The organism is Janthinobacterium sp. Bl 1 (assembly GCF_058215535.1).
Genome location: NZ_CM177086.1, coordinates 972,023 through 985,250, shown reverse-complemented (window position 1 = coordinate 985,250; position 13,228 = coordinate 972,023). Strand labels below are relative to the sequence as shown.

At 63.3% G+C, this 13,228-nt stretch carries 9 protein-coding genes; 6 read left to right on the top strand and 3 right to left on the bottom strand.

Going from position 1 to position 13,228, the window contains the following annotated elements:
* Positions 1-15: 15 nt before the first annotated feature.
* Complete coding sequence (locus AC4BCN_RS04445; protein WP_338680666.1) at positions 16-519, bottom strand: DUF3016 domain-containing protein; 504 nt, start codon at positions 517-519, stop codon at positions 16-18.
* Positions 520-956: 437 nt separating this feature from the next.
* Between AC4BCN_RS04445 and AC4BCN_RS04440 the strand changes: the two genes are divergently transcribed.
* On the top strand, positions 957-2,468 hold the full coding sequence (locus AC4BCN_RS04440; RefSeq protein WP_034753476.1) for a DUF3369 domain-containing protein: 1,512 nt from the start codon (positions 957-959) through the stop codon (positions 2,466-2,468).
* 236 nt (positions 2,469-2,704) lie between these two features.
* On the opposite strand, the gene AC4BCN_RS04435 is transcribed toward AC4BCN_RS04440, so the two are convergent.
* The gene (locus AC4BCN_RS04435; protein ID WP_128141176.1) at positions 2,705-4,651 is read right to left on the bottom strand and encodes a GAF domain-containing sensor histidine kinase; all 1,947 of its coding nucleotides are present in this window, start codon (positions 4,649-4,651) and stop codon (positions 2,705-2,707) included.
* Between the two features lie 185 nt (positions 4,652-4,836).
* Here AC4BCN_RS04435 and AC4BCN_RS04430 point away from each other — a divergent pair, with 185 nt between their 5' ends.
* From AC4BCN_RS04430 to AC4BCN_RS04410, 5 genes are all read left to right on the top strand, one after another.
* Entirely contained in the window at positions 4,837-6,384 is a 1,548-nt protein-coding gene (locus tag AC4BCN_RS04430) for a C13 family peptidase (protein WP_490492661.1), read from the top strand.
* A gap of 29 nt (positions 6,385-6,413) precedes the next feature.
* The gene (gene czcI, locus AC4BCN_RS04425; RefSeq protein ID WP_319992239.1) at positions 6,414-6,782 is read left to right on the top strand and encodes a cation efflux protein, CzcI family; all 369 of its coding nucleotides are present in this window, start codon (positions 6,414-6,416) and stop codon (positions 6,780-6,782) included.
* 91 nt (positions 6,783-6,873) lie between these two features.
* Positions 6,874-8,106 carry a TolC family protein gene (locus AC4BCN_RS04420; RefSeq protein WP_490492660.1) on the top strand — a complete coding sequence of 411 codons (1,233 nt, stop codon included), beginning with the start codon at positions 6,874-6,876 and terminating at the stop codon, positions 8,104-8,106.
* A gap of 12 nt (positions 8,107-8,118) precedes the next feature.
* The gene (locus tag AC4BCN_RS04415; RefSeq protein WP_490492659.1) at positions 8,119-9,324 is read left to right on the top strand and encodes an efflux RND transporter periplasmic adaptor subunit; all 1,206 of its coding nucleotides are present in this window, start codon (positions 8,119-8,121) and stop codon (positions 9,322-9,324) included.
* Between the two features lie 25 nt (positions 9,325-9,349).
* On the top strand, positions 9,350-12,520 hold the full coding sequence (locus tag AC4BCN_RS04410) for an efflux RND transporter permease subunit (protein ID WP_490492658.1): 3,171 nt from the start codon (positions 9,350-9,352) through the stop codon (positions 12,518-12,520).
* 165 nt (positions 12,521-12,685) lie between these two features.
* On the opposite strand, the gene AC4BCN_RS04405 is transcribed toward AC4BCN_RS04410, so the two are convergent.
* Positions 12,686-13,195, bottom strand: a complete 510-nt coding sequence (locus AC4BCN_RS04405) for a hypothetical protein (RefSeq protein ID WP_034753470.1) — start codon at positions 13,193-13,195, stop codon at positions 12,686-12,688.
* Between the last annotated feature and the right edge of the window lie 33 nt (positions 13,196-13,228).

The following is a 13,228-nucleotide window of genomic DNA, read 5'->3' as shown; positions in this document are numbered from 1 at the left end:
TTTACTACTTGCTCACTACTTGCGCGCATGACGCTTCACCTTGACGCCAAAGGTATCGGAAAACCAGTCATCGATCATCAGCTTTTCATAGCGCAACTTTTCATTGCTGAAGTAAGGATTGATGCGGCTCAGGTATGACATATCGGACAGGGCCGCATTGCCGCTGCTGATGACCTTGCCATCCTGTTCGAGCACATACTGCAAGCGCATGCGCGGCCAGTCGACCCGGCCATTCATGACGCGGATATCATGGCCGGCACGCAGCGAAGGATTTTCACGTCCCGCCAGGTCCACGTCCGTGACGTCGATTTTCAAGGTCCGCCCGGGCGGCAGCGCCGTACCCAGCTTCTCGAAATGCCGGGTCAGCTCCTTCAGTACGTCTTCCCGTTCGTTAGGATCGAACGGCACATCCGTGAATTGATCCGGTTTGCTGAAATGCACTTCGGTTCCTGCCCAGGCCGCGCTGCTGGCCAGCAAGGCCAGGCCGGCGATCAGGGCGCGCGTTGTCTTCTTTTTCATGATGTAATCCTTTCAGGAAAAATATGGGTGGCGCATGAGCCACTTTTTATCCGATTCACTATACCCCCATGCGCCGCCGTTCAAAGCGAAATTCATACCTTGTTACCTTTTCCTACGGCAACTCTGACAAGACCGGCCGCCACTTTTTTGCAGATTCATTAGCAATATTAATTAAAACAAAGTATTGTCTTGAAAATATAGTTGCCTAAGCGATAAAGTATAGATAGTGTCGGCAGCACGGATTTAAAGTGCTTTTTTAGCACGTGTGTTGCATGATTTTAGTCAATTGTTCTTGCTTATTGTTAATACTTAGCTGTCAGTCTACAATCGACAAAATGCGCCCGAAAAACGCGCAACGCCGGTCATGGCGCACAGGAATTCCTGGCGCGGGCGTCTCAGCATTGCGTCAGTTATGCCTTTTAGCGGAACTCGCCCTTATGTCATTTTTGTCTTCAGCATCGCCCAAGTTACCTCCCTGGAAAGTCCTGCTCGTCGATGATGAACCCGACATCCACGACATCACCAAACTGACGCTGAGCCGTTTCCGCCTCGAAGGCCGCGCGCTGAGCTTCGTGCACGCGTACAGCGGCGCCGAAGCCAAGCAGGTGCTGGCGCGCGAAGAAGGCATCGCGCTCGTCTTCCTCGACGTGGTGATGGAACGCGAAGACAGCGGCCTGGAAGTGGCGCGCTGGATGCGCGAAGACCTGGGCAACCAGTTTACGCGCATCGTGCTGCGTACGGGACAGCCGGGACAGGCGCCGGAAGAACGGGTGATCGTCAACTACGACATCAACGACTACAAGGAAAAGACGGAACTGGACCGCACCAAGCTGTTCACCACCACCTTTGCCGCCCTGCGCGCCTACCGCGACATCATGAAGGTGGAAGAGGCGCGCCAGGCCCAGCTCCATTACCGCGAAGGACTCGAGCGCGTCATCGCCGCCTCGGCGCACATCTTCAAGCAGCGCAACCTGCGCGACTTCGCCAGCGGCCTGCTGCAGCAAGTCGTCGCCCTGCTGCGCCTCGAAACGAGCATGCTGCTGCGCCTGCGCGGCGCCAGCGCCATCACGGGCGAGCAGGACTATGAAATCCTCGCGCAGATCGGCGACCATGAAGCCGATGGCGGCATCCTCAGCCCGTCCCTGCTGTCGCAGCTGGACGACGCCAAGAGCAACAAGATTTCGCGCCTGCATGGCGACACCTATGTCGGCTATTTCCCGAACAGCAGCGGCAAGGCGTCCTTGCTGGTACTCAAAGGTGTGGAAGAAATCTCCGATCTCGACGCGCAATTGCTGGAAGTATTCTGCTCGGGCGTGGCCATCGCCTTCGACAACATCCTGCTGACGCAGGAAATCACCGATACCCAGGCCGAGCTGATCCTGCGCCTGGGCGACGTGGTCGAATCGCGCTCGCACGAAGGCGGCAACCACGTGCGCCGCATGGCCGAAGTGTGCCAGCTGCTGGCGCAGGCGTCCGGCATGTCGGAAGAGGAAACCATGGTGCTGCGCCACGCGGCGCCCATGCACGACATCGGCAAGATCTCCACCCCCGACGCCGTGCTGCTCAAACCGGGCAAGCTCGATGCGGCCGAATGGGAAATCATGAAGCAGCATCCGACGGTAGGCATGTCCATCCTCGACGGCTCGCAGCGCCCGCTCCTGAAGGCGGCCGCCGTGATCGCCCACCAGCACCATGAAAAATTCGACGGCAGCGGCTACCCGCAAGGCCTGGTCGGCGAAAACATCCACAAATACGCGCGCATCGCCGCCGTCGCCGACGTCTTCGACGCCCTCATGCACAAGCGCTGCTACAAGGATGCCTGGCCCCTGGAGCGCGTCGTCAGCTACCTGCGCGAAGTGAGCGGCAGCCACCTCGATCCGCAGTATGTGGAGTTGCTGATTGCGAATCTGGATGAGGCGCTGGCGTTGAATCAGCGCTTCCCGGATTAGCATGCGTACGTCGGATTACGCGGCTGCGCCGCTAATCCGACCTACGTGGTTTCGGTCCAAGCCCCCAACACGGGCACTCCGGGCCAAGCGGGCCTGAAAAATGTCGAGGGCAAGGCGCAGCGACGCAGACAGTACGCATGTACGGCAAGGAGCTGCAACGCCGCCATCGGTATTTTCTCAGGCCCGCGTCTCCGGCCCGCCGTTTTTGGCCGCCTGCGTCGGATTACGGCCTACGGCTAATCCGACCTACGTGGCTCCAGCGGGAAGCGTATCTTGTAATGCAATCCCATGCCGGGCGCACTGACCACCTTCACCGTCCCTCCCAGCGGTCCCGTCACCAGGTTATACAGAATATGCGCGCCAAGTCCGCTGCCGCCGGAACCCCGCTTCGTCGTGAAGAAGGGGTCAAACAGCTGTGCCAGGGTGGCGCTGTCCATGCCCATGCCGTCGTCGCTGTAGTCAAGTTCCAGCATGTCGCCCACCGTCCGGGCGGACAGCTTGATCTTGCCCGGCTCGCCTTCGGCAAAGCCATGCACCAGTGAATTGACCACCATGTTCGTGACGATCTGCGAGACGGCGCCCGGATAGCTGCGCAGCTGCACCTCGGGCGCGCAGTCGATCTCCACTTTCACCGGCTTGCCTTTCAGCTTGGGCTGCAGCGACAGCAGGATTTCATCGAGGTATTTGCGCAAGTTAAAGCTGCGCAATTCATCCGACGACTGGTCCACGGCCACCTGCTTGAAGCTGCGCACCAGCGCCGCGGCGCGCTGCGTGTTCGTCGTCATGATGCGCAGGGTCTGGTCGATGATGTCGAAAAATTGCCGCAAGCCGTCCTCGTCGAGCTGGCCGCCTTCGAGGTCTTCGCGCGTGAGTTTCAATTCCTGCACCAGGTGGCTGGTGGCCGTCACGCAAATGCCCAGCGGCGTATTGATTTCATGCGCCACGCCCGCCACCAGACGCCCCAGGGATGCCAGCTTTTCCTGGCGCACCAGTTCCGACTGCGCTTCCTGCAAGGCGCTCAGGGCGCTGTTCAGGGCCGCGTTCTGCTCTTCCAGCGCTTCCTTGGCCTGGCGCATGGCGCTGTCGGCCTGGATGCGGGCCATCGCCACGGCCACGTGGCTGGCCATGAAAGCCAGCACGTCCAGTTCCGCCTGGCCATACACGACGGATTCGTCATAGCTTTGCACGATGATCACGCCATATTTGCGCTCGCCCAGCAGCATGGGCGCGCCCATCCAGCTGGCGATGCCGACATTGCCCAGCGGCTCGTCCATCTCGCCGCTGGCCACCAGCGCCGCATAGCTGCTGGCATCGAGCAGGCAAGCCTTGCGCCGCGCCAGCACGTACGAACTCATGCCGATGCCGTAATGAAAGCGTTTCACGGGCGCCTGCGCATCCTTCTCGTCGACGAAATACGGGATCGTGATGTCCTTGTTGTCCGGGTGGTAGAGGGCGATGAGGAAATTCTTGGCCGTCACCAGCTCGCTGATGATGGCGTGCAGGCGCGCATACAGGGTCGTCGCGTCGGCCGCCTGCGCCGACAGGTTGGCGATTTCATACAGCGCATGCTGGAGGTTTTCCGCGCGCCGCCGCTCGGCCACCTCGTGCGCCAGCAGGGCCGTGCGCTCCTGCACCGCCTTTTCCAGCCGGTCCATGCTTTGCATGCCTTGCAGGGCGCTCGACACGTGCGTGGCGATCAGCGCGAACAGGGCCTGATCTTCCAGGCTGAAGCGGTGCTGCGCGTCATAGCTCTGGATGACGATGGCGCCCAGCACTTGGTGCTGCTGGTCCAGCAGCGGACAGCCGATCCAGTGCTCGGCCGCCGTGCCGCCGCCCCAGGCGCCGCCGCCGATGGCGCGCATGGCGTCGTCGTCGGCCGTCATCACCAGCTGCTTGCGGTTGACGATGACCCATGCCGTGGGCGATTGCGCGGCGCTGGCCAGGCGCACGCCCTCGTCCGGGTCGGGCGCGGCGTCGAATTCATCGACAAAATACGGAAAGCGCACGAGGCCGTCGTCATGGTCGCTGAGCGCCACGTAAAAGTTCGCCGCATACATGATGCGCCCCAGCGCCGCATGCACCGCCTGCAGGAACTCGCTGATATCGCTGCAGGTGCTCGAGCGCTGCCCGATCTCCAGCAACACGGTTTGAACGGCTTCCAGACGGCTGAGGCGGCTTTCCATGGGTGACTATGTACCTTGTGCAAGTATATGTTCTGAAAATCAATATTATCAGTTCAGCCCGGCCTTGGCACGGCATAAAACGGAGAATCTTGCCTTGAGGCAGAGCAACACACGCCACGCGCACATTTGCCACGCTGGCAATACAGTGGCAGACTAGGCCCCTTCCTACAGACCAGACCGTCCTCATGACCGCCACGCTACGCGCCTCGCTTCGTCCCTACACCCTCGCCGGCCTGCTGGCCTTTGCCGCGCTGGGCATGCCGCCGCTGTGCGCCGCGCCAGCCAAGGCGCCGGCGGCGGAAACGGCCGATGGCGGACGCTATTTCGGCCCCCTCGTCGCGGGCAAGATGCATGGCCAGGGCCGGCTCGAGTACGCGAGCGGCGCATTCTACGAAGGCGGTTTCGCGCGCGGCGTGTTTTCTGGCCAGGGCAAGCTGCGCCAGGCGTCCGGCGTCGAATACACGGGCGCCTTCCGCCAGGGCGCCTTCGATGGCATCGGCCGCTACACTTCGCCCAAGGGCGAGATTTATGCGGGCAACTTCGTCAAGGGCAGCTTCGAGGGACAAGGCCGCTTCCAGGGCGCCGATGGCGCCACCTTCGAAGGCCATTTCAAGCACTGGCGCCCGCACGGCGCCGGCAAACTGACCGACACGGACGGCACCGTCTTCGAAGGCGACTTCGTCCAGGGCCAGGTGCAGGGCAAGGCCAAGGTCACCACCAGCGACGGCATCCACTACGAAGGCGAGCTGAAAGACTGGAAATTCGAAGGCGAAGGCGTGCTGCGCACGGCCGACGGCGACGAATACCGGGGCGGCTTCAAGAATGGCCAGTTCGACGGCAAGGGCGTGCTGCGCTACGCCGTGGCGCAGGCGGACGGCCGGCGCGAAGACAGCGGCAACTGGACGGAAGGCCAGCTGGACGACCCTGCCCTGGACAAGTTCACGCGCGACAATATCGAACTGGCGCTGTACAACCAGCGCACCCTGCTCGACGGCGCCCTGGCCCGCATCGCACCGCGCGATGCGGCAAAGAAAATCAATCTGTACCTGCTGGGCGTGGCCGGCGATGGTGCGCAGGAAGTGTTCCACCGCGAAACGGCCTTCGTGCAGCGCCAGTTCGACCGCGATTATGGTACCGTGGGCCGTTCATTGATGCTCGTCAACAGCCGCAACACGGTGGCCCAGCAGCCGATGGCCACGCGCACCAGCATCGCGGCCAGCCTCAACGCGCTGGGCGCCAAGATGGACAAGCAGAACGACATCCTGTTCCTGTTCCTCACCAGCCACGGCTCGCCCGAGCACGAACTGGCGCTGGCGCAAAACGGCATGGATCTGCACAGCCTGCCCGCGCAAGAGCTGGCCAGCATGCTCAAACACAGCGGCATCCGCTGGAAAGTCATCGTCGTTTCCGCCTGCTATGCGGGCGGCTTCATTGCGCCCTTAAAAGATGACAACACCCTCATCATCACGGCCGCGCGCAGCGACCGCACCTCGTTCGGTTGCGACGACCAGAACGATTTTACGTATTTCAGCGAAGCGTATTTCAAGGAAGCGCTGCCAAAGTGCGCCGGCTTTGCGGAGGCCTTCGACAAGGCCAAAGTGCTGGTGCAGGCGCGCGAGGCGGCCGATTTCCGCGAAGGCGGCATGGAGACGGAAGAGCATTCCGAGCCGCAGTTGTTCCAGGGCAAGGCCATCGCCGCGCAACTGAAGGCGTGGCGCGCCCAGCCGCGCTAAGCGCTTCTTTCTGTACAATAGCCGTCACCATGCGCCGATTCTTCCTCATTTTTCTGCTGTTCGTGCTTCCGCTCCAGATGTCCTGGGCCGCGGCGAGCGCGTATTGCCTGCACGAGGAAGGCAAGGCGGCGCAGCACCTGGGTCACCACAGCCACCAGCACAAGGCAGATGCGGACAAGCAGCCTGCCGGCGACAAAAAAGTGGCGGACCAGCAGAAAAAAGGCCAGCCGCACAGCGACTGCAACGTCTGCCATGGCATCGGCCATGCATGGCTGCCGGCCGGCTCCAGCCTGCCTATCGGCGACACGGCGTCCGTCAACGCGGACACCTCCCCCTTCTTTTACGCTTCCCACATCCCGGACGCTCCCAAGCGCCCTGACTGGTCGTCGGCCATCTAGGCCGACGGGACGTTTCACTCACTTATCGCAATAAGTCAGGCGCAGGCCTACGCGTCCCGTCGAATTCTTTTCCATGCTTTTGGAGAATTCGATGTACCGATTCATTTTCTTGCTATCCGCTGGCCTGCTGGCCGGCAACTTTGCCCATGCACAAGCTCCACAGGAGCCTGCCGGTCCCCTGACCCTGCCCACCGCGCTGGCCCTGGCCGAGGGCGGCAACGCCACCCTGTCGGCAGCCCGCCATGAACTGGCGGCGCAGGGCGGCGCCCTGCAGCAGGCGCGCGCCCTGCCCAATCCGGAACTGCAAACCGTGCTGGAAGACACGCGGCGCGCCACGCGCAGCACCACGGTGCAACTGAACCAGCTCATCGAACTGGGCGGCAAGCGCGGTGCGCGCGCCGCCGTCGCCCAGCGCGGCGCAGACCTGGCGCAAGCGGGCCTGTCAATGCAGCAAGCCGACACGCGCGCCGCCGTCACGAGTGCCTTTGTCGACGTGCTGGCAGCGCAGGAAGGCTTGCGCCTGGCCGACAGCGCACAGGCCCTGGCCGCGCGCGCCAGCGACATCACGGCCCGACGAGTGACGGCTGGCAAGGCCTCGCCCGTCGAGGAAACCCGCGCCAGGGTCGCGGAAGCGAGCGTGCGGCTGGAGCTGAACCTGGCCCGCAGCACCCTGGCCAGCGCCCGCAAGCGCCTGGCAGCCCTGTGGGGCAACGCCACGCCACGCTTCAGCGTCGCGGAAGGACGCCTGGAAACCTTGCCCGAGCTGCCACCGGCCAGCGAACTGGCGGCGCGCCTGGCCCAGGCGCCGGCCGTGCGCCAGGCGCAAAGCGCGCTGGCCCAGCGGCAAGCCATGCTGGACGTGGAACAGCGGCGCGCCACGCCCGACGTCACCGTCAGCATCGGCATGAAGCGCTCGGAAGAGCTGGGACGCAACCAGGCCATCATCGGCCTGGCCCTGCCGCTGCCCCTGTTCGACCGCAATGCCGGCAACAAACTCGACGCGCTGCGCCGCAGCGACAAGGCCAGCGACGAACTGGCCGCCGCCCGCATCGCCGTGCAAACGGACGTGGCCGCCGCCACCGAACGCCTGGCCACGGCCCGGCTGGACGTGGAAAGCTTGCGCCAGGACATCTTGCCTGGCGCGCAAAGCGCCTATGACGCGGCCAGCAAAGGTTTTGAGTTTGGCAAGTTCGCCTTCCTCGACGTGCTCGATGCCCAGCGCACCTTGCTGCAAGCCAAAAACCAATACCTGCGCGCGCTGACGGAAGCGCAGCACGCCGCCGCCGACATCGAGCGCCTGCTGGGCACACCAGCTCCCCTGTAAGGAACACCATCCATGAACATCACACTCAACAAAAAGCAGACGATCGCCATCGCTTCCATCGCGGCCGCCGGCATCGTGCTGGCAATCCTCATCCTCGGCACGGGCAAGTCCAGCCCCCCTTCGGTTCCTGCCGTCAAGGAGGAAGCACATGCGGAAAAGAAAGACGAACACGGCCACGAAGAAGTGGAAGGCAAGCTGGAATTGACGGCGGCGCAAAGCAAGGCAGCCGGCGTCGTCATCGCCACGGCCGCGCCCGGCCGCATCAAGACGACGGTCGCCCTGCCCGGTGAAATCCGGTTCAATGAAGACCGCACGGCCCACGTCGTGCCGCGCCTGGCCGGCGTGGTCGAAGCCGTGCAGGCGGACCTGGGCCAGCTGGTGAAAAAGGGACAAGTGCTGGCCGTCATCGCCAGTACGGAACTGTCGGAACAGCGCAGCGCGCTGCTGTCGGCGCAGCGGCGCTTGTCGCTGGCCCACTCCACGTATGAGCGCGAAGAAAAACTGTGGCGCGAGAAAATTTCGGCCGAACAGGATTATCTGCAGGCGCAGCAGGCATGGCGCGAGGCGGAAATCGCCGTGCAGAATGCGCAGCAAAAGCTCAGCGCGCTGGGCGCCACGAGTACCAGCAAAGGTCCGCTGAACCGCTATGAGATCCGCGCGCCGTTCGATGGCATGGTGCTGGAAAAACACATCACCCTGGGCGAGGCCGTCAAGGAAGACGCGAACATCTTCGTCATTTCCGACCTGTCGACCGTGTGGGCGGAAATCGCCGTGCCGGCCAAAGACCTGGCCACCGTGCGCATGGGAGGCAAGGCGGAAGTGAAGGCGTCCGCGTTTGACGCCAGCGCGCAAGGCACGATCACCTATGTGGGCGCGCTGCTGGGCGAGCAGACGCGCACGGCCAAGGCACGCATCAGCTTGCAGAACCCGGACATGGCGTGGCGCCCGGGCCTGTTCGTCACGGTGGAAGTGGTATCCGGCGAAGCGGACGCGCCCGTCACCGTGCACAGCACGGCCATCCAGACGGTGGAAGACAAGCCCGTCGTCTTCGTGCAGGTAAAAGATGGCTACCAGGCCACGCCCGTGGTGCTGGGCCGCAGCGATGGCACATTGACGCACATCAAGCAGGGCCTGGCAGCCGGCACGCCGTACGCGGCGCAAGGCAGTTTTGTTCTGAAGTCCGAGCTGGGCAAAGACTCCGCCGGCCACGAACACTGATCACGTCAAACTAAAGGAAACCATCATGTTTGAACGCTTGATCCGCTTCGCCATCGACCAGCGCTGGCTGGTGATGCTGGCCGTGGCCGCCATGGCCGGCCTCGGCATCTACAGCTATCAAAAGCTGCCCATCGACGCCGTGCCCGACATCACCAATGTGCAGGTGCAAATCAATACCCAGTCCGCCGGCTATTCGCCGCTGGAAACCGAGCAGCGCGTGACCTTCCCCATCGAGACGGCCATGGCCGGCTTGCCGAACCTGGAACAGACGCGCTCGCTGTCACGCTATGGCCTGTCGCAAGTGACCGTGATCTTCAAGGATGGCACGGACATTTATTTCGCGCGCCAGATGATCAACGAGCGCTTGCAGGAAGCCAAGGAAAGCCTGCCGTCCGGCATCACGCCCAAGATGGGCCCCGTCTCCACGGGCCTCGGCGAAATCTACCTGTGGACGGTGGAAACGCAGGACGGCGCGAAAAAGCCGGACGGCACGCCGTACACGCCGACGGACTTGCGCGAAATCCAGGACTGGATCATCAAGCCGCAGTTGCGCAACGTCACGGGCGTGACGGAAATCAACGCCATCGGCGGCTACGCCAAGCAATACCAGGTGGCGCCCTACCCTGAAAAACTGGCCGCCTACGGCATCAGCCTGCAAGACGTGGTGACGGCGCTCGAGCGCAACAACAGCAACGTGGGCGCCGGCTATATCGAAAAACAGGGCGAGCAATTGCTGATACGCGCGCCGGGCCAGGTGGCGTCGAAAAGCGACATCGGCAACATCGTCGTCGCCAACGTGCAGGGCGTGGCGATCCGCATCCGCGACGTGGCCGACGTGGTGCTGGGGCGCGAGCTGCGCACGGGCGCGGCCACGGAAAACGGCCGCGAAGTGGTGCTCGGCACCGTCTTCATGCTGATCGGACAGAACAGCCGTGCCGTCTCGCAAGCCGTCGATAAAAAGATGGTGGAGATCAACCGCAGCCTGCCCAAAGGCGTGCACGCCGTCACCGTGTATGACCGCACGGTGCTCGTCGACAAGGCCATCAATACGGTAAAGAAAAACCTGCTCGAAGGCGCGGTATTGGTGATCGCCATTTTGTTCCTGTTCCTCGGCAATATCCGCGCGGCCGTCATCACGGCCATGGTGATTCCGCTGGCCATGCTGTTCACGTTTACGGGCATGGTGCAATACCACGTGAGCGCCAACCTGATGAGCCTGGGCGCGCTGGACTTCGGCATCATCATCGATGGCGCCGTCGTGATCGTGGAAAACTGCGTGCGCCGCCTGGCCCATGCCCAGCAGAAACTGGGACGGCCCTTGACCTTGCAGGAGCGTTTTCAGGAAGTGTTTGCCGCATCGCAAGAGGCGCGCCGTCCCCTGCTGTACGGCCAGCTGATCATCATGGTTGTGTACCTGCCCATCTTTGCGCTCACGGGCGTGGAAGGCCGGATGTTTACGCCGATGGCGCTGACGGTAGTCATCGCCCTGCTGGGCGCCATGCTGCTGTCGATCACCTTTATCCCGGCCGCCGTGGCGCTGTTCATCGGCGACAAGGTGGCGGAAAAGGAAAACGCCATCATGCGCGCCGCCAAGCGCTGGTATGCGCCGCTGCTGGACAAGGTGATGCGCAACACGCCCGTCGTGCTGACGGGCGCGGCGGTGGCTGTCGTGCTGTCAGGCTTGCTGGCCACGCGCATGGGCAGCGAGTTCGTGCCCAGCCTGAACGAGGGCGATATCGCCATCCAGGCCCTGCGCATTCCCGGCACCAGCTTGACGCAATCGCTGGCCATGCAGCAGCAGCTGGAAAGCAAGCTCATGGCAAACCACAAGGAAATCGCGCGCGTGTTCGCCCGCACGGGTACGGCCGAGATCGCGTCCGACCCCATGCCGCCGAATATTTCCGATGGCTACATCATGCTCAAGCCCCGCGACGAATGGCCGGAACCGGGAAAATCGCGCGAGCGCTTGCTGGCGGAAATCGAAGCGACGGCCACCAGCTTGCCCGGCAACAACTACGAGTTTTCGCAGCCGATCCAGCTGCGCTTCAATGAACTGATTTCCGGCGTGCGCAGCGACGTGGCCGTGAAACTGTTCGGTGACGACATGGCCGTGCTCGACAGCACGGCCGCGAAGATCGCCGGCGTGCTGGGCAAGATTCCCGGCGCAACGGAAGTGAAGGTCGAGCAGACGACGGGCCTGCCCATGCTGACGGTGCAGATCGACCGCGAGCAGACGGCCCGCTACGGCCTCAACATTGCCGACGTGCAAGCGGCGATTGCCACGGCCATCGGCGGGCAAGAGGCGGGCACCCTGTTCCAGGGCGACCGCCGCTTCGACATCGTCGTGCGCCTGCCCGACAGCCTGCGCAGCGACCTCGAGCAGCTGAAACGCCTGCCCATCGCCCTGCCCCTGGGGGCAGCGGCGGAAGGCCGTGCCCGCTTCATTCCGCTCGGTGAAGTGGCCAGCCTGCAAGTGGCGCCGGGACCGAACCAGATCAGCCGCGAAGACGGCAAGCGCCGCATCGTCATCAGCGCCAACGTGCGCGGGCGCGATATCGGCTCGTTTGTCGCCGACGCCACGCAGCAGTTGCAAGCGCAAGTGGCCATTCCCGCCGGCTACTGGACCAGCTGGGGCGGCCAGTTCGAGCAATTGCAGTCGGCCACGAAACGCTTGGAGCTGGTGGTACCCGTGGCGCTGGCCCTGGTGTTCGTCTTGCTGTTCGCCATGTTCGGCAATGTGAAGGATGGCTTGCTGGTGTTCAGCGGCATCCCGTTCGCCTTGACGGGCGGCATCGTCGCCCTGTGGCTGCGTGACATCCCCATGTCGATCTCGGCGGCCGTCGGCTTCATCGCCCTGTCCGGCGTGGCCGTGCTGAACGGTCTCGTGATGATCGCCTACATCCGCCAGCTGCGCGAACAGGGCATGCCCTTGCACGATGCCATACGGGAAGGGGCAATCACGCGCCTGCGGCCCGTCTTGATGACGGCGCTGGTGGCATCGCTGGGTTTCGTGCCGATGGCGATCGCCACGGGCACGGGCGCCGAAGTGCAGCGTCCGCTGGCCACCGTGGTGATCGGCGGCATTTTATCGTCGACGGCCTTGACCTTGCTGGTGCTGCCGCTGTTGTACCGGCTCGCGTATCGCAGGAAAGAAGAGGAGGTAGGTCGGATTAGCGCGGCCGAAGGGCACGCGTAATCCGACACATTGTTAACGCTGGTGGCGTCTGATTACGGCCGGTCAGGCCTTGACCTTGCTGGTGCTGCCGCTGTTGTACCGGCTCGCGTATGCAGGAAGAGGTAGGTCGGATTAGCGCGCAAGCGCGTAATCCGACACATTGTTAACGCCGGTGGTGGCGTCTGATTACGGGCGGCGGTAGCCGCCCTCGATCCAGTTCGCGGCGGACGTCGCATTGAACTTGAACGCGGCCGAGGTGCGCACCTTGGCGATCTGTTCGCCGTCGGCGTCGTAGGCGCTCAGTTCCGCGTACGGGTGGTCTTCGTCGGGGACGATGTCGAACATCACCTTGACTTGCCCCTCGTCGGTGGCGACGAACAGGTTCTTGTGCAATTGCGCATGCAGCTGCTGCTCATGGCGGCGCAGCACTTCCGACGCCGTCTTGACCAGGGTATTGAAGGCGTTGACGTCGAGCGGCTTCGGGTTTTTCTTGTCGCGGCCCATGGTCCACGGGCCCACCAGCGCCGGCTCCGGTTCGCCATCCTTGATCATGGCCACGGCCCAGCCTTCATCTTCCTCGTTCTTGATCACTCTCGCCGTCCAGCCATTGCCTACCCACAGGCGCGGCTCCTGGATCGGGGCGTCATTGTCCTGCTCGGCTGCTTCGTCGGAAAAGTCGGGGAAATCGGTACTCATGGCGGTGCTCGTGATGGAAGGTCGGGGCTAGCA

Coding starts and splice junctions, on each gene's coding strand:
- AC4BCN_RS04445 (WP_338680666.1), bottom strand. CDS start 519: ATGAAAAAGAAGACAACGCGCGCCCTGATCGCCGGCCTGGCCTTGCTG.
- AC4BCN_RS04440 (WP_034753476.1), top strand. CDS start 957: ATGTCATTTTTGTCTTCAGCATCGCCCAAGTTACCTCCCTGGAAAGTC.
- AC4BCN_RS04435 (WP_128141176.1), bottom strand. CDS start 4,651: ATGGAAAGCCGCCTCAGCCGTCTGGAAGCCGTTCAAACCGTGTTGCTG.
- AC4BCN_RS04430 (WP_490492661.1), top strand. CDS start 4,837: ATGACCGCCACGCTACGCGCCTCGCTTCGTCCCTACACCCTCGCCGGC.
- czcI (WP_319992239.1), top strand. CDS start 6,414: ATGCGCCGATTCTTCCTCATTTTTCTGCTGTTCGTGCTTCCGCTCCAG.
- AC4BCN_RS04420 (WP_490492660.1), top strand. CDS start 6,874: ATGTACCGATTCATTTTCTTGCTATCCGCTGGCCTGCTGGCCGGCAAC.
- AC4BCN_RS04415 (WP_490492659.1), top strand. CDS start 8,119: ATGAACATCACACTCAACAAAAAGCAGACGATCGCCATCGCTTCCATC.
- AC4BCN_RS04410 (WP_490492658.1), top strand. CDS start 9,350: ATGTTTGAACGCTTGATCCGCTTCGCCATCGACCAGCGCTGGCTGGTG.
- AC4BCN_RS04405 (WP_034753470.1), bottom strand. CDS start 13,195: ATGAGTACCGATTTCCCCGACTTTTCCGACGAAGCAGCCGAGCAGGAC.